Annotated in this window: 20 protein-coding genes; 5 read left to right on the top strand and 15 right to left on the bottom strand. The window is 73.1% G+C overall.

Annotated elements, in window-relative coordinates; translation table 11 throughout:
- Window positions 1–95: 95 nt before the first annotated feature.
- Window positions 96–1,523, bottom strand: coding sequence for an adenosylhomocysteinase (gene ahcY / locus HHX37_RS13045; RefSeq protein ID WP_182876947.1), 1,428 nt, complete (start codon window positions 1,521–1,523; stop codon window positions 96–98).
- A gap of 172 nt (window positions 1,524–1,695) precedes the next feature.
- On the opposite strand from ahcY, the gene HHX37_RS13040 reads away from it, so the two are divergent.
- Window positions 1,696–2,028, top strand: a complete 333-nt coding sequence (locus tag HHX37_RS13040; RefSeq protein ID WP_111701805.1) for a MerR family transcriptional regulator — start codon at window positions 1,696–1,698, stop codon at window positions 2,026–2,028.
- Window positions 2,029–2,073: 45 nt separating this feature from the next.
- On the opposite strand, the gene HHX37_RS13035 is transcribed toward HHX37_RS13040, so the two are convergent.
- The 7 genes from HHX37_RS13035 to HHX37_RS13005 form a co-directional block, all read right to left on the bottom strand.
- Complete coding sequence (locus tag HHX37_RS13035; RefSeq protein WP_182885538.1) at window positions 2,074–3,828, bottom strand: DUF6114 domain-containing protein; 1,755 nt, start codon at window positions 3,826–3,828, stop codon at window positions 2,074–2,076.
- A gap of 34 nt (window positions 3,829–3,862) precedes the next feature.
- Complete coding sequence (locus HHX37_RS13030; RefSeq protein WP_182885537.1) at window positions 3,863–4,459, bottom strand: DUF6230 family protein; 597 nt, start codon at window positions 4,457–4,459, stop codon at window positions 3,863–3,865.
- A gap of 133 nt (window positions 4,460–4,592) precedes the next feature.
- Window positions 4,593–5,534, bottom strand: a complete 942-nt coding sequence (locus HHX37_RS13025; protein ID WP_182876950.1) for a cation diffusion facilitator family transporter — start codon at window positions 5,532–5,534, stop codon at window positions 4,593–4,595.
- Between the two features lie 43 nt (window positions 5,535–5,577).
- Complete coding sequence (locus HHX37_RS13020; RefSeq protein WP_182879782.1) at window positions 5,578–6,723, bottom strand: SIS domain-containing protein; 1,146 nt, start codon at window positions 6,721–6,723, stop codon at window positions 5,578–5,580.
- Window positions 6,720–6,893 (bottom strand): Trm112 family protein, encoded by a 174-nt coding sequence (locus HHX37_RS13015; protein WP_111701776.1) that lies wholly within the window; start codon window positions 6,891–6,893, stop codon window positions 6,720–6,722. Before HHX37_RS13015 ends, HHX37_RS13020 begins: the two co-directional genes overlap by 4 nt.
- A 4-nt stretch (window positions 6,894–6,897) precedes the next feature.
- Window positions 6,898–8,253, bottom strand: a complete 1,356-nt coding sequence (locus HHX37_RS13010; RefSeq protein ID WP_182885536.1) for a phosphomannomutase/phosphoglucomutase — start codon at window positions 8,251–8,253, stop codon at window positions 6,898–6,900.
- A 120-nt stretch (window positions 8,254–8,373) separates the two neighbouring features.
- The gene (locus HHX37_RS13005) at window positions 8,374–8,739 is read right to left on the bottom strand and encodes a DUF3499 domain-containing protein (protein WP_111701772.1); all 366 of its coding nucleotides are present in this window, start codon (window positions 8,737–8,739) and stop codon (window positions 8,374–8,376) included.
- Between the two features lie 201 nt (window positions 8,740–8,940).
- On the opposite strand from HHX37_RS13005, the gene HHX37_RS13000 reads away from it, so the two are divergent.
- Window positions 8,941–9,408, top strand: coding sequence for a metallopeptidase family protein (locus HHX37_RS13000; RefSeq protein ID WP_111701770.1), 468 nt, complete (start codon window positions 8,941–8,943; stop codon window positions 9,406–9,408).
- A gap of 78 nt (window positions 9,409–9,486) precedes the next feature.
- Here the strand turns inward: HHX37_RS13000 and HHX37_RS12995 are convergent, their stop codons facing one another.
- From HHX37_RS12995 to HHX37_RS12980, 4 genes are all read right to left on the bottom strand, one after another.
- Window positions 9,487–10,965, bottom strand: a complete 1,479-nt coding sequence (locus HHX37_RS12995; RefSeq protein ID WP_182879780.1) for a DUF5719 family protein — start codon at window positions 10,963–10,965, stop codon at window positions 9,487–9,489.
- Entirely contained in the window at window positions 10,962–13,898 is a 2,937-nt protein-coding gene (locus tag HHX37_RS12990) for a glycosyltransferase family 2 protein (protein WP_182885535.1), read from the bottom strand. The genes HHX37_RS12995 and HHX37_RS12990 overlap by 4 nt, the downstream gene beginning before the upstream one ends.
- A 297-nt stretch (window positions 13,899–14,195) precedes the next feature.
- The gene (locus tag HHX37_RS12985) at window positions 14,196–14,453 is read right to left on the bottom strand and encodes a WhiB family transcriptional regulator (RefSeq protein ID WP_111701756.1); all 258 of its coding nucleotides are present in this window, start codon (window positions 14,451–14,453) and stop codon (window positions 14,196–14,198) included.
- Window positions 14,454–14,645: 192 nt separating this feature from the next.
- The gene (locus tag HHX37_RS12980) at window positions 14,646–16,961 is read right to left on the bottom strand and encodes a hypothetical protein (protein ID WP_182885534.1); all 2,316 of its coding nucleotides are present in this window, start codon (window positions 16,959–16,961) and stop codon (window positions 14,646–14,648) included.
- Between the two features lie 370 nt (window positions 16,962–17,331).
- Between HHX37_RS12980 and cofD the strand changes: the two genes are divergently transcribed.
- Both cofD and HHX37_RS12970 read left to right on the top strand, forming a co-directional pair.
- The gene (gene cofD / locus HHX37_RS12975) at window positions 17,332–18,267 is read left to right on the top strand and encodes a 2-phospho-L-lactate transferase (protein ID WP_182879777.1); all 936 of its coding nucleotides are present in this window, start codon (window positions 17,332–17,334) and stop codon (window positions 18,265–18,267) included.
- A gap of 42 nt (window positions 18,268–18,309) precedes the next feature.
- A complete protein-coding gene (locus tag HHX37_RS12970; protein WP_182885533.1) occupies window positions 18,310–19,677 on the top strand; it encodes a coenzyme F420-0:L-glutamate ligase in 1,368 nt (455 codons plus the stop codon).
- Here HHX37_RS12970 and HHX37_RS12965 read toward each other — a convergent pair.
- Window positions 19,667–22,471 (bottom strand): bifunctional FO biosynthesis protein CofGH, encoded by a 2,805-nt coding sequence (locus tag HHX37_RS12965; protein ID WP_182885532.1) that lies wholly within the window; start codon window positions 22,469–22,471, stop codon window positions 19,667–19,669. The two genes, HHX37_RS12970 and HHX37_RS12965, sit on opposite strands and share 11 nt — an antisense overlap.
- Window positions 22,472–22,847: 376 nt before the next feature.
- Between HHX37_RS12965 and HHX37_RS12960 the strand changes: the two genes are divergently transcribed.
- Window positions 22,848–23,126, top strand: coding sequence for a hypothetical protein (locus HHX37_RS12960; RefSeq protein WP_111701746.1), 279 nt, complete (start codon window positions 22,848–22,850; stop codon window positions 23,124–23,126).
- Between the two features lie 12 nt (window positions 23,127–23,138).
- Here the strand turns inward: HHX37_RS12960 and HHX37_RS36605 are convergent, their stop codons facing one another.
- Together HHX37_RS36605 and HHX37_RS12945 are read right to left on the bottom strand one after the other, a co-directional pair.
- Window positions 23,139–24,317: a DNA-3-methyladenine glycosylase family protein gene (locus tag HHX37_RS36605; protein ID WP_259406400.1), complete on the bottom strand. Its 1,179-nt coding sequence runs from the start codon at window positions 24,315–24,317 to the stop codon at window positions 23,139–23,141.
- Window positions 24,318–24,558: 241 nt separating this feature from the next.
- Window positions 24,559–25,662 carry an NDP-sugar synthase gene (locus tag HHX37_RS12945; RefSeq protein ID WP_310740351.1) on the bottom strand — a complete coding sequence of 368 codons (1,104 nt, stop codon included), beginning with the start codon at window positions 25,660–25,662 and terminating at the stop codon, window positions 24,559–24,561.
- Between the last annotated feature and the right edge of the window lie 103 nt (window positions 25,663–25,765).

The following is a 25,765-nucleotide window of genomic DNA, read 5'->3' as shown; positions in this document are numbered from 1 at the left end:
TTTCGTGCAAGCTCTCGTGCAGGCTTTCTCGCGAGCCTTCGTGCGGGCTTTCGCAGGGGCCGCGGGGGCGCGGCGCCCCCACGGCCGTCCCGCCGTCAGTAGCGGTAGTGGTCCGGCTTGTACGGGCCCTCGACGTCGACGCCGATGTACTCCGCCTGCTTCTTGCTCAGCGTGGTCAGCTTCACGCCGAGCGCGTCGAGGTGGAGGCGGGCGACCTTCTCGTCGAGGTGCTTGGGCAGCACGTACACGCCGGTCGGGTACTCGTCGGTCTTCGTGAACAGCTCGATCTGCGCGATGACCTGGTTGGTGAACGAGTTCGACATGACGAACGAGGGGTGGCCGGTGGCACAGCCGAGGTTCATCAGCCTGCCCTCGGCGAGCACGATGATCGAGTGCCCGTCGGGGAACACCCACTCGTCGACCTGCGGCTTGATGTTGATCCTCTTGATGCCGTCGATGCGGCCCAGGCCGGCCATGTCGATCTCGTTGTCGAAGTGGCCGATGTTGGACACGATCGCCTGGTGCTTCATCCGCGACATGTGCTCGGCGGTGATGATGCCGTAGTTGCCGGTGCAGGTGACGAAGATGTCCGCGATGCCGACGACCTCCTCCAGGGTGGTGACCTGGAAGCCGTCCATCGCCGCCTGGAGCGCGCAGATCGGGTCGATCTCGGTGACGATGACCCGGGCGCCCTGGCCGCGCAGCGCGTCGGCGCAGCCCTTGCCCACGTCGCCGTACCCGCAGACCACGGCGACCTTGCCGCCGATCAGCACGTCGGTGGCGCGGTTGAGACCGTCGATCACCGAGTGGCGGCAGCCGTACTTGTTGTCGAACTTCGACTTGGTCACCGAGTCGTTGACGTTGATGGCCGGGAAGAGGAGATTGCCGGTCTTGTGCATCTCGTACAGGCGGTGCACGCCGGTCGTGGTCTCCTCGGTGACGCCCTTGATGTCCTCGGCGACGCGGGTCCACCAGTTGTCCCCGGAGACCGTGCGGCGGAGGGTGTCGAGGATGACCGCCCACTCCTCGGGGTCGTCCTCACCGGCGACCGGGACCGCGCCGGCCTTCTCGAACTCCACGCCCTTGTGCACCAGCAGCGTGGCGTCGCCGCCGTCGTCGAGGATCATGTTGGGGCCGGAGCCGTCGGGCCAGCGGAGCGCCTGCTCGGTGCACCACCAGTACTCCTCCAGCGTCTCGCCCTTCCAGGCGAAGACCGGGACGCCGGAGGGGTTGTCGGCCGTGCCGTCCGGGCCGACGACCACCGCGGCGGCGGCGTGGTCCTGCGTGGAGAAGATGTTGCAGCTCACCCAGCGGACGTCGGCGCCCAGCGCGACCAGCGTCTCGATCAGCACGGCGGTCTGGATCGTCATGTGCAGCGAGCCCATGATCTTCGCACCCCGCAGCGGCTGCGCCGCGGCGTACTCCTCCCGGGTCGCCATGAGGCCCGGCATCTCGTGCTCCGCGAGGCGGATCTCTTTGCGGCCGAACTCCGCGAGCGCAAGGTCGGCGACCTTGAAGTCCATGAGTGTGTCCCTCTCCGTTGTCTGTCGGTGCGAGTTTAGGCGTCGCGGGACTCGGGACGCATACGCGAGAGCGCGAACCTGACACAAGAATGTGAGATTCGGCCGTCCGCGGGTGCCGGAAGGCTCCGGGACTGTCTAGCGTGGGAGACCGGGCACGTGGACCGGAGGCATGATGCGCATCACCGAGGCGGCACGGCGGCTCGGCATGTCCCCCCGCATGCTGCGCTACCGCGAGGCGCTCGGCCTGCTGCCGCCCGTACGCGACAGGGGCGCCCACCGGCGCTTCGGCCCGGACGAGATCGAGGCGGTGCGGCAGGCGGTGGACCTGGAACGCCGCTTCGACGTCTCGCCCGCGGAACTGGCCTTCGCGCTCCGGGCGCTGTCCGAGCCCGCGGTGGCCCAGGCCGTACGGGACCTCGGCGTGCGCATCGGCCGCATCCAGGCGCCGCGCCGGGCGCTGGACTTCGAGAAGGAGAAGGCCCTCCGGCTGCTGCGGCACCGCTGACTCCGGCACCGGCGGTCCCGGTAGCAGCGGCTCAGTACCGGCGGCTCAGGCGCCGACCACGAGGTGAAGATCGTCCGCGCGCAGGGAGTCGGCCGTGACGTACGGCTGCTCGCTGACGACGTCGGTCATCGTCAGCGGGACGTTCAGGGACGGCACCAGCTTGAGCGCCCGGACCAGGATGTTCGGGTGCTCGGCGGTGAACTGCTGGGGCACGCCGAGGAGTTTCGCGGTCATCTTCGTCGTGCAGATCACGACGTCGCCCTCGAAGGTGAAGGTGCTGCCGACCAGGGTCGTCGAGCCCATGGTCTGCACGGGCCGCTCCAGCACGGCCTTGTGCATGGTGAAGCGGAGCATCTTGACCGTGCCGGTCGCGGTGGGCATCTCCACCACGCCGGTGAACTTCATGCCGGTCATGGTGAGGGAGGGGGCGCGGACGGCGGCGGGCTCGACCGCCACCCTCGTCTGACCGCCCGCGGATCCGGCGGGCGGGCCCTGGCCCTCCTGGTCGTCCTCGCCCGGGGACGGCGACGTGCCGGGCGAGCGGGACCGCCCCCCGGTGAGGGGGGCCAGCGGGTTCGCCGATCCCAGGGCTCCCGGCAGGTCGGTGGGCACGACCGTGGGCACGACGTCCGGGACGATGTCGGAGATGGCGCTGGGCACGGCACCGGGAAGCAGGCTCGGCACCGCGCGAGCGACCGCGTCGGACCCGCCCCGAGGTCCGGCATCGGGCACCGCGCCCTGAGCGGCCGCGGGAGCGGCGCGGGACACGGCGCCGCGCTGGGCGGACACGCCGGGGTCCGCATGCGGCACGCCCGTCCCCGTCACCAGGAGGACGGGCAGCATCGCGATGGCCAGCGCCCTGCCCGCCGGACCCGGACCCGGACCCTGCCCCGCATCCGGACCCCCGCTCCCCTCGTCGCCCACCCGCGCACCACCGTCACCCCCGTCACCGCTGTCGCCGTCCAAGGCTCCGTCGCCCTGGCCGCCGTCCGGGCCCGCGTGCTCGGGGCCGGAGCGGGCCCTGGTCTCCTCCGCCCGCCCGTCATCGGTGGGAGCAGCGGCGGGAGAGGAGGAACCCGCGGAGGACCCGCTGCCCGCACCGGCCTCCGAGCCGGAGGTGGGGCGGACGCGGCCGACGAGGACCTGAGGGCCGTCTCCGGCGGGCGGCCCAGTGGGCGGCGCGTCGGGGAGCCCCGGCCGGGCCGACGTGTCGGTTCGCGGGCCTGGCTCGGGGTCGGGCGGCTGAGGCTCGGTCCTCGTTTCGGCCTGCGCGCCGGTTCGCGGGTCGGGCTCGGCGACGGGCGGCTGGGGATGGGTCCGCGGGCCGGTGTGGACGTCCGCCGGCCGCAGGTGCTCGTCGCGGCCGACCACCCGGCGGGTGGTGAAGGTGATCTCTCCGCCGGCGGACGCGGGCGGGGCGGCCGCGCCGGAGGGCTCGGCGTCGGTTCCGGAGACGCGGGGGGCCGTCTCCCCCGGAGCCCAGGCGACCGCGAGCGCGCCTCCCACGAGGCCGAGCAGCATGCCGATCAGGAAGCCGCCCAGGTTGGCGTACACGAACGACGCGATCGAGACCAGCACGGCGACCACGCCGAGGAAGGCCCGCTGGCCGGGCTGGAGCCAGATCATCAGGCCCAGGATGACCAGCACGAGCGCGACGAGGTAGGTGGCCCCGACCGTGCCCGACTGGATGACGAGCGGCAGGGCCTTCGTCACGAACGGGATGCTCAGCAGTTCCAGGCCCGCGGCCAGCACCAGCAGGCCGCCCCAGAAAGGCCTGGACCTCCGCCAGGATCCGTTCATCGCCGCCCGCCGGGGAATTCGACCGGCCTCCGCATCAGAAGCACTCGTGCTCGCCGGGTTCGACGGTCAGCTTCAGCCCCGGCAGCTTGAAGGTCGCCGCGTTGACCGACCAGGAGACCTGCCGGAAGTTCTCGATGGAGACCGCGCTCGCCTGCTGGCCGAACATGCCCGCGGCGCCCTGCGCCTCCGGCACCTGGTCGAGCGTGCTGGCGTCACGACCGGCCTCGATCTCGGTGAAGACCGCGTTGCCCTGGATCTGCGAGGCGTCGACGATCATGTTCTCGGCGGTCACCGGGTCCTTGCCGGTCCCTGCGGTGATCCGGAGCGTCACGGCGCCGACCGGCGACTTCATCAAGACGGTCTGGCACATGTTCGTCAGGGTGGCCTTCCGGATGCCGGAGACCGCGACGGGGATCTTCTGGCCCTTCTTGTTCTCGGTGACGCTGCCGTACTGCACGAAGCCCTGGCCCTGCAGCTTGTCGGCGGAGACCTTGAACGTGTCGCCCGAGACCACGAACGACGCGCCGATGGCGCCCTCGGCGGTCGCGCCGACGAGCACGGAGGCGACCGCGAGCGCGGGTACGAAGACGAGCGCGAACCGTTTCCAGCGCACGCGTCCCTGCTGAATCATGAGTCACCTCCGGAGGGGGGAACCGGTCGGATACCCAAGTAAAGTTACCGATCGGTACCACAGAGGTTGAAGTGACTCAGGATCACATTTCAATCACGGTGCGCAGTGGGAAAGTGACCGGGCGAAAAGACGATCACGCGCCGGCGGGCTGCGCCGAGGCGGCGTCGGCCCGGTAGAGGTCCGGCTCCAGGTAGATCACGCGGGCCATCGGCACGGCCTCGCGGATGCGCCGTTCGGCCTCGTCGATGCCCCGGGCCACCTCGCTCGCGGTGTCGTCGTGCTCCACCGCGATCTTGGCGGCGACCAGCAGCTCCTCCGGGCCGAGGTGCAGGGTGCGCAGGTGGATCACCCGGCTGACCTCGGGAGCCGACTCGAGCGCCGCGCAGATCTTCTTCTCCACCTCGGGAGTCGCGCTCTCGCCGATCAGCAGCGACTTGGTCTCGACGGCCAGGATCACCGCGATCACCGCGAGCAGCAGGCCGATCACGAGGCTGCCCACGCCGTCCCACATGCCGTTGCCGGTGATCGCCGCCATCGCGACGCCGAACAGCGCGAAGACCAGGCCGAGCAGCGCGCCGAAGTCCTCCAGCAGCACGACGGGCAGCTCGGGCGCCTTGGCCCGCCGGATGAAGGACACCCAGGACTCCTTGCCCTTGTGCTCCCTCGACTCCCTGATCGCCGTACGGAACGAGAACCCCTCGGCGACGATCGCGAAGATCAGCACGCCGAACGCCCACTGCGGCGACTCCACCGGATGCGGGTCGGCGATCTTGTGCCAGCCCTCGTACAGCGAGAACAGCGCGCCGATCGTGAACAGCACCACCGCAACGACGAAGGCGTAGAAGTACCGCTCGCGCCCGTAGCCGAACGGATGCTTGCGGGTGCTCCGCTTGGCGGCCCGCTTGCCGCCCACTATCAGCAGCGCCTGGTTGCCGGAGTCGGCCACGGAGTGGACCGACTCGGCGAGCATGGACGACGACCCGGTGAAGAGGAACGCCACGAACTTCGCCACCGCGATCGCCAGATTGGCGCCGAGCGCCGCGAGGATCGCCTTGGTACCGCCACCCGCACTCACGTTGAACTCCTCATATCTGCCGGCCGAAGCGATCCTAGTGCCCCTATTGGGAAATCCGGGCCCGGAGTTCCGTGGATACGGCCACCGACGCCGGGTCGATCCCGTACCCGAGAGCAAGGTAGACAGTCGCGTAGTCGACCAACCCGGCCAGGGCGGCGAGCCGCTCCAGCGGGCGCACGCCGTCGGCCGTGATCTCCGACACCGGAACCCCGCGGTCCTCGGCCATCCGTACGGCGGCGGTGCGGGACCTGGTCACCTGCGGGTGTTCCTCCACGTCACGCAGCAGGAACAGGCGGAGCCGCGGGCCGCCTCCCGGCTCGTCGGCGAACGGGTCGGCGAAGATGTCACGCCCGGCGAGGGGGCCGTCGAACGTCCCGATCTGGTTGTGCGCCGCCTCGGGCAGCTCACCCCAGATCGCGGGATATCCCGCGTACGCGCCGAGCCGGGCGGCCAGGAGGTGGGCCGCCACCGCGGCCACCGGAGAGGTGCCCCAGACGACCGGGACCGTGCCGGCCAGCTCCATGGCCAGCGTCTTGCCGGGGTTGATGAACGACTCGCTCGACGGGCGGCAGCGGTGCGCGAGGTCCTCCAGCCGCCTCGCGACCGACTCGAACTCGTCCTCGGCCACCGAGACCAGCCCGAACGCCGCCGCCGCGAGGATCGGCGGCACCATCAGCGACCACAGGGTCGCCTCGGGCTGCCCGGCCACCCCGCCGACCGGCACGTACGGCCCGCCGGCCCGCGCGACCAGGGCCGCCAGCGGCGTGTCCGGCGCGCCCACGCCGACGAGCCCGCAGCCGCGCCGTACGGCCTCGGCGGTCACGGCGACGGTCTCCTCGGTCGTCCCCGAGCGGGAGACGGCCACGACGAGATCGGCGGCGCCGACCCAGCCGGGCAGCCGGTAGCCGCGCACCGTCACGACCGGACCCGGGGCTCCGTACCGGCACAGCGCTTCGAGCACCTCGCCGGCGAGCCCGCTCGCGCCCATGCCCGCCACCACGATCGCCCGCGGACGTCCGTCGCGGCCGATCCGCGCGAGGCCGCTCTCCACGGCCGCCCGGTACGCCGTGCGCACCTCGGCGGCCGAGGAGGCCACCGTGCGGAGCACTCCGGAGGGGTCGCCCTCCACCAGGTACGCCTGGTCGTCGAGCCGGTCGGGCTCGAACCGGGCCCCACCGGCGCCGGTCATGCCCGGCGGGCCTCGTCGACGAGGAGGACCGGGATGTCGTCACGCACCGGATAGACCAGGCCGCACGACTCGGAGGAGCACGCCAGCTCGTCCGCCTCCGGCACCGCGCGGAGGGGGGACTTGCACGCCGGGCACGCGAGGATGTCCAGCAGCCAGTCGTCGATCTTCAACTCGTCAGCTCCTTACGACGGCGAGCACTTCGTCGCGGACGGCGGCGACCTTCTCCTCGTCCGAGGCCTCCGCGTTGAGCCGCAGCAGCGGCTCGGTGTTCGACGGACGCAGGTTGAACCACCAGTCCGGACCGCTGACGGTGAGTCCGTCCAGCTCGTCGAAGGTAACACCCTCCCGCGCCGCGAAGGTCTCCCGTACTCGGGCCAGGGCCGCCGCCTGGTCCTCGACCCTGCTGTTGATCTCTCCGGAGGCGGCGTAGCGCGAGTAGCGCGAGAGCACCTCCGAGAGCGGCCGGTCCTGCTCGCCCAGCGCGGCCAGCACGTGCAGCGCGGCCAGCATGCCGGAGTCGGCGAACCAGAAGTCGCGGAAGTAGTAGTGGGCCGAGTGCTCGCCGCCGAAGACCGCGCCGGTGCGGGCCATCTCGGCCTTGATGAACGAGTGGCCGACGCGGGTGCGGACCGGCCTGCCACCGTGCTCGGCGACGATCTCCGGCACGCCCTTCGACGTGATCAGGTTGTGGATGACCGTCGCGCCGGGGTCCTTGGCCAGCTCGCGCACCGCGACCAGCGCGGTGATCGTGGACGGCGGCACCGACTCGCCCCGCTCGTCGATGACCCAGCAGCGGTCGGCGTCGCCGTCGAAGGCGATGCCGATGTCGGCGCCCTGCGCGACGACCGCCTTCTGCAGGTCGCGCAGGTTCTCCGGCTCGATCGGGTTGGCCTCGTGGTTGGGGAAGCTGCCGTCGAGCTCGAAGTAGAGCGGGGTCAGCTCGATCGGCAGGCCCTTGAAGACCTCGGGGACCGTGTAGCCGCCCATCCCGTTGCCGGCGTCTACGACCACCTTCAGCGGGCGGATGCCCGACAGGTCGACCAGGGTCTTGAGGTGGGCGGCGTAACCCTCCAGCAGGTTGCGTTCCGTCACCGTGCCCGCGCCGGGAGTGCCGCCCAGCCCGCTGTCGAGCAACTCGGCCGCGCGGTCGCGGATCTCCAGCAGCCCGGTGTCGGTGCCCACGGGAACAGCCCCGGCGCGGCACATCTTCATGCCGTTGTACTTGGCCGGGTTGTGGCTCGCGGTGAACATCACGCCCGGCAGGTCCAGGCTGCCGCTGGCGTAGTAGAGCATGTCGGTCGAGCCGAGGCCGGCGTTGACGACGTCGGCCCCCCGGGAGGTCGCGCCCCGCGCGAACGCCGCGGCCAGCGGGCCGGAGGAGGTGCGCATGTCGTGAGCCATCACCACCGACGTCGCACCGGTCAGCTCCACGAACGCCGCCCCTACGGCCTCCGCGATCTCCTCGTCGAGCTCGTCGGGCACCACACCGCGCACGTCGTACGCCTTGAAGATCCTGCTGAGGTCGGCCACTGCACGCCCCTAAAAGTCGTTAAGTCTTCGCACCTGAGCCTATAGCGCCTGATTGCCCCCACAACGGGCGATCCAACGCGGTGCGCGCGATCTCGTCGCGCGGGGTCTGATCGCGCTTCCTCAGCGCTCCCGATTGGGCTGCGCCGACTTGAGCACGCGCAGATGGCCCCGGCGTCCCACCTCGACCGCCTGGCCGACCGGCTCTCCCGCGGCGGGGGCGGGGCGGGCGGCCTCGCGGACCGCGTTCGCCAGCGCCTCCAGGTCGTCTCCGCTCGGGGACGCGGCCTCGGACGGAAGGCGCACGACCTCCCAGCCCCTGGGCGCGGTGAGCCGTTCCGCGTGCTCCGCGCACAGGTCGTAGCAATGGGGCTCGACGTACGTCGCCAGAGGGCCGAGTACGGCGGTCGAGTCGGCGTAGACATACGTGAGTGTGAAGACGGCAGGCTGCCTGCAGGCGGTACGGGAACAGCTGCGGACGGGGCTCACGGAGGGACCGTATCCGGTCCGCGTTCACATTGCCACCACCCCGCCGCTCTTATCGAGCGTGTCGCCACAATTCAGCGTTCTGAGAAGTCCTCATGAGATTGCCGGGCAAAGCGGACACAACGCCGCGCAGTCCGTCGTACCTGCGGAAGGTGCTCAGGCGGTGTCCCTCGGATCACGCCGGTCACGCCTTAAGCTGACTCCGTGAGCGATCGGAGCGGTGACAGGCCGGACCCCCGGCGGCGGGTACGCCGGCGCGACCGGCACGGTCGCGGGATGCGCGGCCCACTCGCGCCCTCGCACGTTCCCATCGCCAAGTCCCGCGGGGAGCGTTTCGACGACCTGGTGCTCGACGCGGTCGACCGGCTCAAGCCCCGGTGGGGCGCTCAGCTCGCGTCCGTCGAGTTCGCCGTCGAGGAGGTGCCGCCGGCCGACGAGCTGGTGGACGGCCCCGCCCGGTTGTCGTCGGACCCGATCCCGCTGGGACGGGCGGACTCGGCCTCCGGGGACGACCCCGCGACCGTCGTCCTGTATCGCAGGCCGCTCGAAGCGCGGGCCCGCGACCGGGACACGCTCGGCACGCTCGTGCTGGACGTGGTGGTCGAGCAGGTGGCGAGCCTGCTGGGCCTCACGCCGGAGACGATCGACCCCGGCTACGACGACCGCCACTGAGACACCGCCGGGACCGCCCGGGACCCCGTGCCGGGAGCCGGGACCGCCGCCGTTCCGGGGAGATCGTTCGGGAGGGCCTCAGGGGAGGACGACGCCCGGTGCGTCGACGGCCGGGGGCACCAGGGCCCAGATGCGGCCCACGGCCAGCGGCTGCGCGGTGACCAGCTGGCCGTCCTTGGTCGCCTCGTCCAGGACGCGGCCGCCGTACACCTGGCCGGAGCCGGGCAGCGGACGCACGACGACGCTGAAGGCGTCCTTGCTCCCTCGCGGCGTGAGCCTGATCTCCTGGGTGTGGGCCGCGGCCAGCTTCACCTCGATGGGGGCCGGCGCCTCTCCCTTGGCGGGCAGCAGCCGCACCTCCACGGTGGCGGGGGCGAAGGGCGCCGACAGCACCAGCCGCGAGACCTGCTTGCCTCCCGTCGCCTGGGCGTCCGCCACGACGCTGCCGAGATCGATGGATTCGGCGCCGGCCGTGAAGGCGACGTCCTGCCGGGTGCCGGTTCCGGTGATCTTCAGACCCGCCACGATCGGCACGTCCGACTCCAGCACCAGCGCGGCGGGCTGCCCGCCGATGCCGGTGGACAGGTCGAGTGAGGCCGTCGAGCCGGCCGGCACCTCGATCGTCTCCTTGTTCTTCAGCGCGTAGGAGCCGTCCTCCAGCACCGCCTTGATCCGTACGACCGTGTCGCGCTCCCCCGGCGCGGCGACGTACAGTTCGCGCTTCCCCGCGGTGCCGGGGATGCCGGGGACGACGACCCGGGTGGCGGGGGCGGCGGCGACGGGCAGCCAGTCGGCGCCCCGGCCCTCCCCGAGCACGGCCTTGACGGCGGCGGCCACCCGGCCGCTGCGGGTGCTCACCCGCAGCGCCATGATCAGCGGAGACGGCGCCAGGTCGCGCAGCCTGATCACACGGTGCCCGCCGGGCTTGACGACCGCGCCGTTGCCGCGCTCGCTCAGCACCGGGCCCTCGCCCGAGTAGACCATGAACGTGATGTCGGCCGGGGCGGAGTCGGGGTTGGCGAGGTAGAGGGTCATCTCGGCCGCGGCGGGTCCCGGCCCGATGAACCACGTGTCGGCGCCCGGCTCGACGCAGCGCACCCCGGCGAGGCCCCGCTGGGCGCCCGAGGTCTCCCTGGCGGTCTGCGCGCTCTCCAGCCCGGCGGCCATCGAGCCGGTGGCGTCGACCATGAGAGGGCCGCCTCCGGAGGCGATCTCCCGCTGCCACAGCAGGCCCGGCCGGTCGATGACGGCGTCCTTCTCCCCCGGGTCCTTCCCCGTTGGGTCCTTTCCCTCCGTGCCCTTCGCGTCCGGTGCGGCGATCGCCGACAGGGTGGCGCTCCCGGGTCCACCGGCGCCGGGCGGGGTGATCACGCTCACCCTGCTGCCCGCCGGAGCCGGGCACACGGCCGTGACCGACTCGACGGGCGCCCTGACGGCCTGCGGCCGCACCTGGGTCACCGGCGCGGGCCTGCTGACGAAGGCCACGCCGAAGAGCGCGCCCGACGCGATCAGCACGAGGGCGAGCAGGCCGAAGCGGTTCTCGATCAGTCGTCTCACGCGGGCACCGTTTCTTCCCTGCCCTTGTCGTTCCGGCCCTTGCCGTCCCGGCCCCTGTCGTTCCGGGACTTGTCGTCCCGGGCCCGGCGGCGGCCCCGCGTCCCCTCCTCGGCGGGAGCGTCGGCGTAGTCACCGTCGGGCTCCGTCGTACGGGCGCCGGGCGAGGCCAGCACGAGCACGAGCACGAGCAGCGCGCCCTGCGCCCACAGCCAGCCACGGTGCAGGGCGCTCGCGGGCGCCGCGGGCCGCGGCACCGTGACCTGACCAGACATGCGCCACAGGCCGCCCGCCTCCGACAGGCTCCTCCTGGCCAGGGCGGGCTCGGAGTCGAGCGCCCGTTGCAGCGCGGGGTCCACCGGAGCGGGCACCGACACGAAGCGGACGCCGAAGGACGCGAGCGTCCGCGCGTACTCGCCGCCCCGCCCGGACGCGAGCCCGGCGACCGCCGCCCCGAAGCGGGTCCTCGTCTCCCCCGGCGGTTCGAGGTCGGACTCGCCGATCAGCGGCCCCCGGCCGGGCAGCAGTGTGTAGCCGACCTCGCCGCCCCTGGACCGCAGCAGCAGCGTGCCCTCTCCCGGCGCCGACTCGACCGCGGCGAGCAGCGGCACGGGATCGGTCACGTCGTGCCGGAGCGGGCCGTCCGCGCCCCGGGCGACCCACAGCCCGGCGGCGGCCAGCGGGGTGGCGAAGGCGACCACGACGATGAGCATCGCGCCCAGGCGGCGCAGCCCCCGGGCGGCGCGGAACTCGGTGATCCGGTGCGCGGGGTGCGCCGCCGCGACCAGCAGACCGGTCGCCGCGAACGCCAGCGGCACGCCGGGCCAGACGGGGACGGCTCCTCCGGCGGCCTCCCCGATGACCCCTCCCACGTGGACGGTGATCCGGCTGACCACGATCGCCACCAGCAGGCCGAAGAGCATGACGCCCCAGCCGATCGCGACGACCATCTGGTGACGCCGCAGCAGCAGGGCGGCCAGCGCCACCGCGACCAGGCCGGCCGTCGCCCACACGGGCGGCACGCCAGGGCCGCCGGGGCTCAGCATGAGCAGCGACTCCGCGGCGAGCCGGGGGTCGGAGAGCCGGGGATCGTGCAGGCCGGACTCCAGCAGGATGCGCCCCGGCTCCTGAGCGATCTGGACCAGCCAGGGGAACAGCAGGACGACCGGGGTGCCGAGGCCGATCGCGAGCGATCTTCTGACTCCCCTGCGGATGCCGCCGAACGACACCGCGGCGAGGCCGCCGAGGATCGCCACCAGCACGTACACGAGCGGGACGAAGGCCGTGCCCACGGCCAGGAGCAGGCCGAACCCCCAGGCGGCCCGGCTCGACCCGGCCATCACCCGGATGGCGAGCGCCGCGTAGACGGGCAGCAGCACGATCACGATCGCGGTGCCGAGCCGTCCGCCGGACACCACGCCCGTCGTGACCGGCAGCAGCGCGTAGGTGGCGGCCAGCCAGACCCGCGCCGGGGTGTAGGGGATCATCCGCTTCGTCGCGGCGTACGCCGAGAGCCCGGCCAGCGGCACGCAGGCGAGCAGCAGCACGCCGACGACCAGCCACGTCTTGCCGAGCGCGAGCGCCGACAGGCCGGCCAGCACGGCGACGTACGGCGGAGCCCAGGTGCCGGAGCCGAGCCCGGCGGCGTGGTGGTCCTCGACGTAGAGCCGCCAGAGGTCGGCCGCGCCGCCGGTGACCGGCACCAGCGCGCCGCCGCCGAGCAGGCCGGCCGGCAGCAGCGTCCGTTCGGCGGCCACCGTGATCGCGGCCAGGATCAGGCAGAGCACCACTCCGGGGCTGCTCAGCAGGCGCTGGACGCCACCGGAGTCGGTGAGCAGTTCGTCGCCGTCCTCCTCCCCCGTGTCGGCGGCGGCGTGGTGGCGGCCCGCCGAGTCGACCGGGCCCGTCCCGGCCAGGAAGCCCTGCACCATGTCGGCGAGCCGGCGCAGCGCGGCGCCTGGCGGGGTGAGCTTGCGCCTGATCGCGGGCCAGCTCTGCTTCCTGCCGTTCCTCCGCGCCTTGCGGGCCCGCAGCAGACGCCACGGATGGCCGAGGACCGAGCCGAGCGCGGCCAGTTCGTCCAGGGCGTTGGCCGGCTGCTTGGCCAGCAGGAACAGCAGGGCCCGCAGCGCCGACCCGAAGACGTTGCGCACCACCGATCGCGCGAACGCGCCGAACGGGAGGTTCGCCATCAGGACGAACAGGCCGTTGCGCCGGTCGAGCCTGCGCGGGTGCTCCTCGCTCGTGGCGATGCGGCGGCGCCGCCGCGCGGACGCCTCGGCGTGCCAGGCCACCGCGTCGCTCACGTTGAGCACGCGGTGTCCCGCCGCGCGGGCGCGCCAGCACAGGTCGAGGTCGTCGCGGAACAGCGGCAGGCCGGTGTCGAGGCCGGACAACTCGTCCCAGACGTCCCTGCGGATGAGCATGCCCGCCGTGGAGACCGACAGGACGTCGGCGATCTCGTCGTGCTGGCCCTGGTCGTACTCCCTCGGCTCCAGGCCGGTGTCGCGCCGTCCGGACCTGCTGACGGTCACGCCCATCTCCAGCAGCACCCGCCGGTCGAGCCAGTCACGCAGCTTGGGGCCGAGGATCGCGGCCTTCGGGTCCTGCTCGGCGGCCCACAGCAGGGCCTGCAGCGCGTTCGCGTCGGGAGCGCAGTCGTCGTGGAGCAGCCAGACCCACTCCTGGCCGGGCGCGGGCGGCAGCCGCCGCAGCACCTCGTGGACGGCCTCGCCGAATCCGGTGGACCTCGGCATGGTCAGCACGTTGTGTGAGCCGAAGGCCTCGGTCAGCAGCTTCGCGCTGCCGTCGCGGCTGCCGTTGTCGACACCGACGACACGGTCGAGAGGCCGGGTCTGGCGCGGCAACGCCGCCAGCGTCTCCTTGAGCCAGCGGGCGCCGTCGTGAGCGACGACGATCGCGGTCACCGAGTGCACGTCGAGTCCTAAGGGGGTCGTACGGCTGAGCGCCGACCACGATACGGCAACCCGGACTCACCCGATCACATCCAGGCGAAACAGGATGTCAGCACGAACTTCGGAGAAACCCCACTGACGCGGATCGCGGGACGAACCACCGGTAACGAACCCCGCCGGACCCCGTACGGAGGACCATTCGGAGGACCATTCGGAGGACCGTACGCGGGCATTACCCGACCTCAATCATGTTGCAGACGAACGCCGCCGGACATGAACGCGGGGCCGCGCGCCGAGCGCGCGGCCCCGTTCGCGTCCTCAGACGGCCTGGCGCTTCATCTTGCGTCGCTCGCGCTCGGACAGACCGCCCCAGATGCCGAAACGCTCGTCATGCTGAAGCGCGTACTCAAGGCACTCCGCACGAACCTCGCACGAACGGCACACCTTCTTGGCTTCCCTGGTGGAGCCGCCCTTCTCAGGAAAGAACGCCTCAGGATCGGTCTGCGCGCACAGGGCGCGTTCCTGCCACCCAAGATCTTCACCATCGAGCGCCTGTGCCATGACCAGCTCGGTCATTGCACACCTCCCTGTCGCTCGCCCGCCCACATGAGGCCCCCCATAAAAACGCCTGCCCCATACCCACCGTTGGGAAGGCGTAACAACATGTCTGTAATTACACGCGCGTGGCGCGTGTGGCGTCAAGCGGCATAACGATACCCGGGGAAAGACCTGCTTGCCCCGGTTCGTATGCCCCGTTGTTCGGTCCTGTCAGCGTTCGGAACCATACCAAGGGAGGTTGGGGTCGGTTCCGCGGCCTGCCTGATCGGGGGCGGAACCTTCCTCATACTTTGCCTGCGACCTGTCGGGGGTGTAAATCGCCGTCGGGTCAATGGGCTCCTCCCTCCGGAGCGGGTCGGTGAGCGGGTCACCGCGGTAGCCGGAGGGGTCGAAGCGCAGGGTCTGCTCGGCGGCGCCCGGCGGCGGGGCCTGGAACGGCGCGGGCTCGGAGCTCTGGGGGTGGCCGAGCGGGTTGTCGTAGTACTCGGGCAGGTCCTGCGGACCGGTGGGGTGGTCCGGCAGGGCGATCTTCTGGTAGCTCTGCGCCTGCTGGTAGGCCTGCGCGAGCTGCTGTTCCCTCGGGTCGGCCGGGCTCTCGTACGCGGGGGGAGCGTCGAAGGCCGGGCCGCCCGCCGCGTGCTCGGCGGGCTGCGGGGCGAACTCGGAGCCGGAGTAGCCGGAGTGGCCGTACGGCTGCTCCGGCTCGTACGGCCTGCCTTCGGCGCCGGCCGGGGGGAAGCCGGGGCCTTCCTGCGGGTTGGGGAAGCGGCCGTAGCCGCCGGTCTCGCTCTGCTGACCGGCGTAGCCGTACTGGTCGAACACCGGGCCCTGCGGCGGCGCGGAGTAGTCGGTGCGCTGGTGCGCGGGGAGGGCCTCCGGCTGACTGCCGTAGGCTCCGTTGTCGCCCTGCTGACCATAGGCGGCGTTGTCGCCCTGACGGCCGTAGGAGCCGCCGTCGCCCTGGTGGCCGTGGGAGGCGCCGCCCGGCTGCGGACCGTAGGCGCCGTTGTCGCCCTGCTGACCGTAGCCGCCGTTGTCGCCCTGCTGACCGTAGCCGCCGTTGTCGCTGTGCCGGCCGTAGGAGGCACCGCCGGGCTGCCGGCCGTAGGGGGCGGCCTCCGGCTGCCCGCCGTACCGCCCGCTCTCGGGCTGGCCCGCGTACTGGCCGGTGGAGGGCTGCTCCTGCTGGTGGCCCGGCGCGCCGTAGTCGGAGTAGTGCGCGCCGGTCTGGACGTCCTGCATCGACGACCGGGCCTGCTGCTCGGCCTGCCACGGCTGCTGGCCCTGCGCCTGGGACTGTGCCGCCTGACCCTGTGCCTGGCCCTGGGGAGCGGCCGGTGTGCCGGGCTGGCCGAACAGCGGAGGCTGCGGGGCGGTCGCGGCGGGGTTGTAAGCGGCCTGGGGCTCGTAGGCGTCGCCCTGCCCCGGAGCCGCGCCGTACGGCTCGCGCGGGTGCTCCTGGCCGTAGACGTCCTGCGGCCGCTCCTGGCCGAAGGCGCCCTGGCCGCCGCGTTCCTGGGAGTAGGACGCGTGCGGCCGGTCCTGCGGAGCGTACGACTCCTGGCCGTAGTGGTGCTCCGCGGCCGTCGTGGGCTGGGGATGGGCGGGACCGCCCTGGGCCTGACCCTGCTGGACCTGACCCTGCTGCGCCGCCGGTGCCTGCTGGGCGTGCTGGGCCTGCTGCGTCTGGGGATCGCCGTACGCCGGGGCCTGGACGGGGCCGCCGCCCGGCGCGGACATCCCGGCGTGCTGACCCGCGTGCTGAGCGACGTGCTCGCCGAAGGGCGGCTGGCCGGAGTGGTGGGGGTCCTGCGCGCCGTTCTGCCGGCCCTGGTCGGGCTCGCCGTGGACGTTGTGGGCGACCGGCTGCTGACCCTGCCCGTGCTGGCCCGGACCGTGCTGGCCCTGCTGACCGGGACCGTGCTGGCCCTGCTGACCGGGACCGTGCTGGCCGTACGCCTGCGGACCGTGGCCCTGCTCACCCGGCCCGCCGGAACCGTGTTGAACCGGGCCCTGCTGCCGGTCGGCGGGCATGCCGTTGTGGGCCGCGCCGTTGTGGGCCGCGCCGTTGTGGGCCGCGCCGTTGGGAACCGCGCCGTTGGGAACCGCGCCGTTGGGAACCGCGCCGTTGACGACCGGGGCGCCCTGTGCCTGGCCCTGCGGCTGTCCGTAGGACGACGGGCGGCCCTGGGCGTCGCCGTACCCCTGCGGCAGCGCCGGGACGTTCGGCCGGGGCGGATAGGCGTCGTCGCGCCGGCCGAAGAAGTCGCCCGCGGGCCGCTGCGCGGACTGGAGGGCGGCGGCCGTGCTCATCGCGAACAGCGCCCCGAAGACGGCGAGAGCGAGCATCGGCAGGCCGGTGATCAGGTATTCGAACCGGTCGCGGAAGGTCGGCAGGTCGCCCACGAGGACGCCCAGCACGCCGATCACGCCGAAGACGACGCCGAGGCCCAGCGATCCGGCCGCGCCCAGCGCCACCAGGCGGGCCCGGGGCGTCGGGGCGCCCGCCTTGGCCACGAGCAGCACCGCGCCTGCCGCGAGCGCGGTCGACAGGGGGGGAGGCGAGGGTGTGCAGGCTCGTGGCCGCGCGTACGCCGAACGTGCCGCCGAGCGAGGAGGAGCTGATGAGTAACCGCGCGACACCCACGAGAACGCTTGTGATCACCACCGCGAGCATCGTCCACGCGGCCGGCTCTCTGAGCCGGTCGGTATCGACCTTCAGCACAGCTACCCCCAACGGTCCAGATGGCCCTCGGGGAAGTTTTGCACATGCTGGACTTAAGTGTCGGCAGTCCCAAGAACCTCACAAGCCAGACACACACTACATTTCGCTGGTTATCGCAGTATGTGGGGTGGGGTGGGAGGCCCGCCCGCCGCCCGATGGAAGACTGGCGGCATGCGCATCGTGTCCCTCGCCGGAGGTATCGGCGGCGCCCGCTTCCTCCGAGGTCTCAAGGCTGCGGCGCCCGGTTCGGAGATCACCGTCATCGGCAACACCGGCGACGACATCACCCTTTTCGGGCTGCGGGTATGCCCCGATCTCGACACCGTCATGTACACCCTGGGCGGCGGCATCAACGAGGAGCAGGGCTGGGGCCGGGCCGGCGAAACGTTCACGGTGAAGGAGGAACTCGCCGCGTACGGCATGGAGCCGCAGTGGTTCGGCCTCGGCGACCGCGACTTCGCCACCCACATCATCCGCACCCAGATGCTGGCCGCCGGTTATCCCCTTTCTCAGGTCACCGAGGCCCTGTGCGACCGATGGCGGCCCGGCGTACGGCTGCTGCCGATGTCGGACGACCGCACCGAGACCCATGTGGTGATCGCCGACGACGCGGGCCGGCGGGCCGTCCACTTCCAGGAGTGGTGGGTGCGGCTGCGCGCGTCCGTGCCGGCCGAGCAGATCGTGCTCGTCGGCGCCGACGAGGCCCGCCCGGCCCCCGGGGTGCTCGACGCGATCCGCGACGCCGACCTCGTGATCCTCCCGCCGTCCAACCCGGTCGTCAGCATCGGCACGATCCTGCAGGTCCCGGGCATCCGGGCGGCGCTGGAGGACAAGACGGTCGTCGGCGTCTCCCCCATCATCGGCGGCGCTCCGGTGCGCGGCATGGCCGACGCCTGCCTGACGGCGATCGGCGTCGAGACGAGCGCCCAGGCCGTGCTCGAACTGTACGGATCGGCGCTGCTCGACGGCTGGCTGGTCGCCGAGGAGGACAAGGGAGTCGCGCTCGACGGCGTGGCGGTGGAGGCGCGTCCGCTCCTGATGAGCGACCCCGGCGCGACACGGGACATCGCCGCCGCGGCCCTCGCCCTGGCCGAATCCCTCCGGTGACGTCCCTCCCGTGACCCGATCCACGACGCATCGAGGCAGTTCATGACCCATATCACCGTAAGCGGCGTCACCGGCATGCCCGAGGTCGCGCCCGGCGACGACATCGCGCTGCTCGTGGCCGAGGCCGCGCCCGCCCTGGAGGACGGCGACATCCTGGTCGTGACCTCCAAGATCGTGAGCAAGGCCGAGGGCCGGATCCGCCGAAGCGGCGCCGGTGCGGCGTGGAACGGCGGCGGAGCGCACCCGCACACACCAGGCGCGACGGCGGCGGGGCGCGGAGCGCCGCCGCGCGACAGCCGTACGGCCGCGATCGAGGAGGAGACGCAGCGCGTGGTCGCGCGGCGCGGCGACACGGTGATCGCGCAGACGCGGCACGGCTTCGTCATGGCCGCGGCCGGCGTGGACGCCTCCAACACCGCCCCCGGCACCGTGCTGCTGCTCCCCGAGGACCCGGACGCCTCGGCGAGCCGGATCCGCCGCGGGCTGCGCGACCGGCTCGGCGTACGGGTCGGGGTGATCGTCTCCGACACGTTCGGCCGGCCCTGGCGGCACGGCCTCACCGACGTCGCCATCGGCGCGTCCGGCGTACGGCCCCTGGACGACCTGCGCGGCGGCGCCGACGCCTACGGCAACCCGCTCAACGCCACGGTGGTCGCGCTGGCCGACGAGATCGCGGCGGCGGGCGACCTCGCGAAGGGCAAGCTGTCCGGCGTCCCGGTGGCGGTCGTCCGCGGGCTGGGCGGCCTGGTGACCGGCGAGGACGGGCCGGGCGGGCGGGCGCTCGTCCGGCCCGCGGACGAGGACATGTTCCGGTACGGCTCGGCCGACGTCGTCTTCGCCCGCCGCACGATCCGCGAGTTCTCCGGGCGGGAGGTCGACCCGGCGGCGGTGCGCCGGGCCGTGGCCGCCGCGATCGCCGCGCCCGCCCCGCACCACACCACCCCGTGGCGGTTCGTGCTGCTGGAGACCCCGCGGGCGCGTACGGAACTGCTCGACGCGATGCGGGACGCCTGGATCGCCGATCTCCGCTCCGACGGGTTCTCCGAGGAGTCGATCGCCCGCCGGATCCGGCGCGGCGACGTGCTGCGGAACGCGCCCTACCTGGCGGTGCCCTGCCTGGTCATGGACGGCTCGCACACCTACGGGGACGAGCGCAGGAACGCCGCCGAGCGGGAGATGTTCGTCGTCGCCACCGGCGCCGGCGTGCAGAACTTCCTGGTCCAGCTCGCCGTGGAGGGGCTGGGCTCGGCCTGGGTGTCGTCCACGATGTTCTGCCGTGAGGTGGTGCGCGAGGTGCTCGGCCTGCCAGGCGACTGGGACCCCATGGGCGCCGTGGCCGTCGGACACCCCGCCGCGCCGCCCAAGGACCGCCCGCCCCGCGACGCGGCCGACTTCTACGTCACCCGCTGACCACCGTCTCCGGGCCGGACCCGGCGGCGGGCGTGGGCGTGGGCGTGGGTGCCGTCCGCGCGGGCGTGGGCGTGACCGTGAGCAGCGGCCTTCGCACCGACCCGCAGACCCCGTCGCTGCGCCGGGCCGCCGCGGTCCGCTCCTCGCTCGGCCGGCCGTACGCGGTGGTGCGCTGGCGGAGCGGGCGGCCGGTCGGGGCGACCATGGCCTCGATCTCGCTGATCGTCTTGTAGGACCCGTTCTCCGAGCCGGCCATCCTGCTGATCGTCTCCTCCATGAGCGTGCCGCCGAGGTCGTTCACGCCGCCGGCGAGCACGTCCCGGCACAGGTCGTCGCGCAGCTTCACCCAGGAGCACTGGATGTTGCTGATCGCGCCGTGCAGCATGATCCGCGCCAGCGCGTGGACGGCCCGGTTCTCCCGCGCGGTCGGCCCCGGCCGGGCGATCCCGGCCAGGTAGATCGGGGCGCTGTGGTGGACGAACGGCAGCGGCACGAACTCGCTGAACCCGCCCGTCTCCTCCTGGATCGACCGGATCAGCCGGATGTGGCGCACCCAGTGCTCGTGGGTGTCCACGTGGCCGTACATCATGGTCGAGGTCGTCGGGATGCCGACCCGGTGGGCGGTCGTGATGACCTCCACCCACTCCCTGGTGGGCAGCTTGCCCTTGGTCAGCACCCACCGGACGTCGTCGTCGAGGATCTCGGCCGCCGTGCCGGGCAGCGAGTCGACCCCCGCCTCCCTCGCGGCGTGCAGCCACTCCTCCACCGACAGGTTCGTACGGCTCGCGCCGTTGACGACCTCCATCGGCGAGAACGCGTGCACGTGGATCTCGGGACAGCGCTCCTTGACGGCGCGGGCGATGTCGAAGTAGGCCGTGCCCGGCAGGTCGGGATGGATGCCGCCCTGCATGCACACCTCCGTCGCCCCGGCGTCCCACGCCTCCCGCGCCCGGTCGGCCACCTCGCCCAGCGACAGCGTGTACGCGTCGGCGTCCGTGCGCCGCTGGGCGAATGCGCAGAACCGGCAGCCGGTGTAGCAGACGTTGGTGAAGTTGATGTTCCGGTTGACGACGTAGGTCACGTCGTCGCCCACCGCCTCACGGCGCAGCCCGTCCGCGATCCGGCACAGCTCGTCCAGGCCCGCGTCGTCGGCGCCCGCGCCCGTCTGGTCCCCGGCGAGACCGAGCAGCGCCACCGCCTGCTCGTCGGTCAGCCGCGCCGGGTCCGTCTCCGCCCTCCGCAGCGCCTCCCGCACGCCGCCGTCCACCCTGCCGCCCTCCCTGCCGTACGGGTGACCGCTGGATGAGCCGTCGGCGGGGGCCGTGTGTGCGCCGCCGGGCAGGCGCTCGCGCAGCGCGTCCCAGTCGCCGTACACGCTGTCGAAGTCGTCGCGGCGGTCGCTCGCGCGGCCCTCGGCGTCGACGGCGGTGTGCAGATCGGCCCGTCCGCCGGTGACGAGACCTCCGAGGCCGCCGTCGGGCTCCTGCCAGGGACGGCCGCGCGGCACGGCGCCCTCCCGGGCGAGCCCGGTGGCGGGGTCGGCCAACGCCGCGACGTGCCCGGCGAGCCGGGGATCGAGCCAGGGCTCCCCCGCGAGCACGTACTCCGGGTAGATCGTCAGGCGCTCGCGCAGCGTGAACCCGGCGGCGGCGGTCCGGGCGGCGAGATCGTCGATCTGCGGCCACGGCCGCTCGGGGTTGACGTGGTCGGGGGTCAGCGGGGAGACCCCGCCCCAGTCGTCCACACCCGCCCGCAGCATGAGGGCGTACTCCTCGCCGATCAGGTTGGGCGGCGCCTGCACGCGGACCTTCGGCCCGAGCACCAGCCGCGTCACCGCGATCGTCGCGGCGAGTTCGTGCAGGTCGGCGTCGGGCATGCCGCGCATGGCCGTGTCGGGCTTGGCGCGGAAGTTCTGGACGATGACCTCCTGGACGCCGCCGTACTCCCGCGCCACCCGGCGGATCGCGAAGATCGACTCGGCCCGCTCCTCGATCGTCTCGCCGATGCCGATCAGCAGACCCGTCGTGAACGGCACGCTGGAGCGGCCGGCGTCCTCCAGCACGCGCAGCCGTACGGCGGGGTCCTTGTCAGGGGAGCCGTAGTGGGCCTCGCCCTTCTCGGTGAACAGCCGCCGGGAGGTGGTCTCCAGCATCATGCCCATCGACGGCGCGACCGGCTTGAGCCGCTGGAGGTCCCGCCAGGTCAGCACGCCGGGGTTCAGGTGCGGCAGCAGCCCGGTCTCCTCCAGCACGCGGATCGCCATCGCCCGGACGTACGAGAGGGTGTCGTCGTACCCGTGCGCGTCGAGCCACTCGCGCGCCTGGTGCCACCGGTCCTCGGGGCGGTCGCCGAGGGTGAACAGCGCCTCCTTGCAGCCCATCGCCGCGCCCTGGCGGGCGATCTCCAGCACCTCGTCCGGCGACAGGAAGGCGGCCGGCAGCCGGTGCGGGGCGGTGGCGAACGTGCAGTAGCCGCATCTGTCCCGGCACAGCCGCGTCAACGGGATGAACACCTTGCGGCTGTAGGTGACGACGCCGGGCCGCCCGGCGGCCTCCAGGCCCGCGTCCCGGACCCGCGAGGCGTACGCGAGCAGCGCGTCCAGGTCGGCGCCGCGAGCGCGGAGCAGGACCGCCGTCTCGGCGAGGTCGAGCGTCTTGCCGTCCCGGGCCCGCGCGAGCGCCCGGCGTGTCCCGCTGCCGGAGGCCGAGCCGGCGTTCGAGCCGGAGGTGGCCGAACCGGCGGAGGCCGAGGTCGAAGGGGTGCCGTCGAGGTCCGGGGGTCGCTTCGCCGTCATAGTCCGCAGCCTATGAGCACTGGGTACGGACGGCGCGGCCGCCTCCGGACCAACTCTTGGGTCACGGCCGGCGCGATCTTGCCGGGAGGCGGGGTATCAGCCGGTGGTGTACTTCCGATCAGCAGCGATCCGGCGGCTGGTCGTCGTGACGCTCGTCCTCGGTACGCCGGGACCGCCGGCGGCCCCGGCCTTCGCGGCACCGGCGCCCCGGACGCTACCCGTGGCCGACCACGTAGGCCACGGACGCCCTACGGGCCACGGCGGCCACGGCCGGCTCCCCGGGGACGCCCCGCGTGCGCGACGGGCGCGAGAAGCGGCGAAGGCGTTGCGGGCCCGAGGAACGGGGCAGGCGCGGGAAGGCACGCGGGCGCGGCAGGTGGGGCGTGGTCGTGGCGGGCCGGGCGGCGCCTGGCAGGTCACGACCGGCGTGAACGCGGCCAACTCGCCCCAGATGGGCAGCCCTGTCCGGCAGGTGTCCACGGGCAGGCGCAACGTGAACGCCCCCAGCGGCAACAGCGGCTCCGCCGTCAACGGCCTCCAGCAGGTGGCGGGCGACAGCGTCTTCCTCAACACCCTGAACGGCGGATGCCTGCCGACCGTGGTCGACTGCGGGATCAACCAGACCCTGGGGTCGTCCCGGTCCGGTGGCCGATGACGGGCGGCGCGCTCAGAAGGAGCGGTAGTCGCGTGCGGCCATGCGGGGGCCGCGGGCCGGGGGCCTGATCCCACTGAGCTCGATCAACTTGATCACGCGGTGGCGGTGACCGCGGAACGGCTCCAGCAGTTCGAGCATGCCGTCGTCGTCGGTCTTCCGGCCGGTGAAGGCATAGCCGACGATGCCGGGCAGGTGGAAGTCGCCCACACTCGGCGCGTCCGGGTCGCCGTGGGCGCGCTGACGCACCTCGGCCGAGGTCCACACGCCGACCCCCGGCAGCGCCCGCAGCAGCCGGTCCGCCTCCGCCGAGCCCTCCACACCCGCCGAGCTCTCCACACCCGCCGAGCCAGTCACACCTGCCGAGTTCTTCACACCCGTCGGACCTTCCACGCCCGCCGAAGCCCGCCCGCCCGTCGCGACCTGTGCCGCATCCGGTGTGCCCGCTGAGCCTGATGTCGCGTCAGGTGTCCGTGCCGGGTCCGGTGTGCCCACCGCGCCCAGGACTCCTGTCGTGCGCTCCAGTTTCGCGGCGTGGCGTGCGGCGTTGACGATCGTCCTGGCCCGTACGGCCTCCGCCCCGGCGCGGTGCCAGTCCCAGGACGGGACCACACGCCACACCTCCGGCGACGGGACGACGTACATGCCCTCGGGGGCCGGGCCGGGAGCGGGCTCGCCGTACCGGCGCAGCAGGAACCGCCAGGCCCGCCACGCCTCCCTGCCGACCACCTTCTGCTCCAGGACGGCGGGCGCGAGCGCCTCGAAGACCCGCAGGCTGCGCCCGATCCGCAGCCCGCCGGCGCGGCCGGCCAGATCGGCGACGAACGCGGCGGCGCGGACGTGCCGTGGATCGCCGGAGCGGGCGAGCCGCGCGAGCAACGCGGCGAATCCGGCCACGTCGTCGTCGGCCCCCAGCATCGAGGGAAGCATCTCCAGGAGCCACCCGGCCCCCGGGCCCCACGCCTGTCCGAGGATCTCGCCGTCGCGGCTCCCCGTCACTCGCAGCGTGCCGGGGCCTTCGGGGGTTCGCGAGGTGCGCCAGAACGCGCCGTCGGGCGTACGGCGCCAGGCGGGGTCGCCTCCCCCGCGCCGGTGCGGCGACAGCGTCAGCGCCACGTCGACCGGCGCCTCCGGCCGCCACCGCCGCTCGCGCGTCTGCGCCGCCTGGCCGCGACCGGCATGGACCACCCCCATGGAAGCCGCACCCGACGAAGCCACGCCGGAAGGAACGACGCCCGGAGGAACGGAGCCGGAAGTGGCCGCGCCCGAAGTGACGGTGCCGGAAGGAGCGGTGCCGGTGGAGACCGCGCAGGACGGAGCGGCGCCCGTCGTGACGGACACGTCGCCGGGCGCGGACGATCTGGGCATTCGGCTCGCCTCCACCCGCCCAGTCTGCCGCTCCCCCCGAGAGCGGGTGGGAGCGGGACCGGTCATGTCACACGTCGCTGGAGAAGCGGACGGCGCACTCGGGCAGCGTGACCCCGGGCCAGACGCGCATGCCGGCCGTGAGTTCGTTGCCGGGGCCGATGAGCGCGCCGTCGCCGATCACGACCTCGCGCAGCACGGTGCCGGAGGCGACGCGGGCGCCCACGCCGACGACCGAGTCCACCACGGTCGCGCCGGACGCGACGTGACAGCCCTCGGAGAGCACGCTGCCGCGCACGCTGGCGCCCGCCTCGACGGTGGCCCGGGGGCCGACGACCGTGCCGCCGGTGACCTTGGCCTCGGGCGACACGACGGCCCCGTCGAGCAGGAGCCGCTCCCCGACCGGGCCGGGCAGGGCGGGCGAGCCGAGCTTGCCCAGCACCAGATCGGCCGAGCCCCGCACGAACGCCGCGGGCGTGCCCACGTCGAGCCAGTACGACGCGTCGGCGAAGCCGAGCACCAGCTCACCGGCCGCGATCAGGCCGGGGAAGGTCTCCCGTTCCACCGAGACCACCTGGCCCTCGGGGATCGTGTCGATGACCGAGCGCTGGAACACGTAGCAGCCGGCGTTGATCCGGTTCGTCACGGGGTTGGGCGTCTTCTCCAGGAATGCGGTGACCCGGCCGTCGTCGTCGGTCGGCACGCAGCCGAACCTCGACGGGTCGTCCACCTCCGTGAGATGGAGGGTCACCGCGGCCCCGCGTGAGACGTGCAGGCCGACCTGCGCGGCGATGTCGTGGCCCGACAGGATGTCGCCGTTCAGCACGAGCACCGGCGCCTCGGGCGGGCAGGTCAGGGCCCGCGCGGCGTTGCGGATCGCGCCGCCGGTCCCGAGCGGGGTGTCCTCGGTCACGTACACGATCTCCAGGCCGAGCCCCGCCCCGTCGCCGAACGCCTCGGCGAACATCGAGGCCCGGTAGGACGTCGCGAAGACCACCCGGCGCACCCCGTACGCCCGCGCCTTGGCCAGCTGGTGGGCGAGGAAGGGCACCCCGGCCGTCGGCAGCAGCGGCTTCGGCGTGCTGAGCGTCAGCGGCCGGAGACGCGTGCCCTGGCCGCCCACGAGAAGGATCGCCTCAAGACCGTCCGGCGACCGCACAGAACTGTCCCTCACAGCCGCGAGAGTAGCCTAGACAGAACCTCCGTATGGTGTCCCGCCGCACACCGCTGTCCGGATATTTCCTGGCAGGCGCGGTATCTCCAAGCGCGAACTCTCA

Source organism: Microbispora sp. H10885 (assembly GCF_014161415.1).
Taxonomy (GTDB): Bacteria; Actinomycetota; Actinomycetes; order Streptosporangiales; family Streptosporangiaceae; genus Microbispora; species Microbispora triticiradicis.
This window is presented reverse-complemented; position numbering and strand designations above follow the sequence as displayed.

What these genes read in the sequence shown, in the direction of transcription:
- ahcY (WP_182876947.1), bottom strand. Translation starts at nt 1,523, where the DNA reads ATGGACTTCAAGGTCGCCGACCTTGCGCTCGCGGAGTTCGGCCGCAAA.
- HHX37_RS13040 (WP_111701805.1), top strand. Translation starts at nt 1,696, where the DNA reads ATGCGCATCACCGAGGCGGCACGGCGGCTCGGCATGTCCCCCCGCATG.
- HHX37_RS13035 (WP_182885538.1), bottom strand. Translation starts at nt 3,828, where the DNA reads ATGAACGGATCCTGGCGGAGGTCCAGGCCTTTCTGGGGCGGCCTGCTG.
- HHX37_RS13030 (WP_182885537.1), bottom strand. Translation starts at nt 4,459, where the DNA reads ATGATTCAGCAGGGACGCGTGCGCTGGAAACGGTTCGCGCTCGTCTTC.
- HHX37_RS13020 (WP_182879782.1), bottom strand. Translation starts at nt 6,723, where the DNA reads ATGACCGGCGCCGGTGGGGCCCGGTTCGAGCCCGACCGGCTCGACGAC.
- HHX37_RS12985 (WP_111701756.1), bottom strand. Translation starts at nt 14,453, where the DNA reads ATGACCGAGCTGGTCATGGCACAGGCGCTCGATGGTGAAGATCTTGGG.
- cofD (WP_182879777.1), top strand. Translation starts at nt 17,332, where the DNA reads ATGCGCATCGTGTCCCTCGCCGGAGGTATCGGCGGCGCCCGCTTCCTC.
- HHX37_RS12970 (WP_182885533.1), top strand. Translation starts at nt 18,310, where the DNA reads ATGACCCATATCACCGTAAGCGGCGTCACCGGCATGCCCGAGGTCGCG.
- HHX37_RS12965 (WP_182885532.1), bottom strand. Translation starts at nt 22,471, where the DNA reads ATGACGGCGAAGCGACCCCCGGACCTCGACGGCACCCCTTCGACCTCG.
- HHX37_RS36605 (WP_259406400.1), bottom strand. Translation starts at nt 24,317, where the DNA reads ATGGGGGTGGTCCATGCCGGTCGCGGCCAGGCGGCGCAGACGCGCGAG.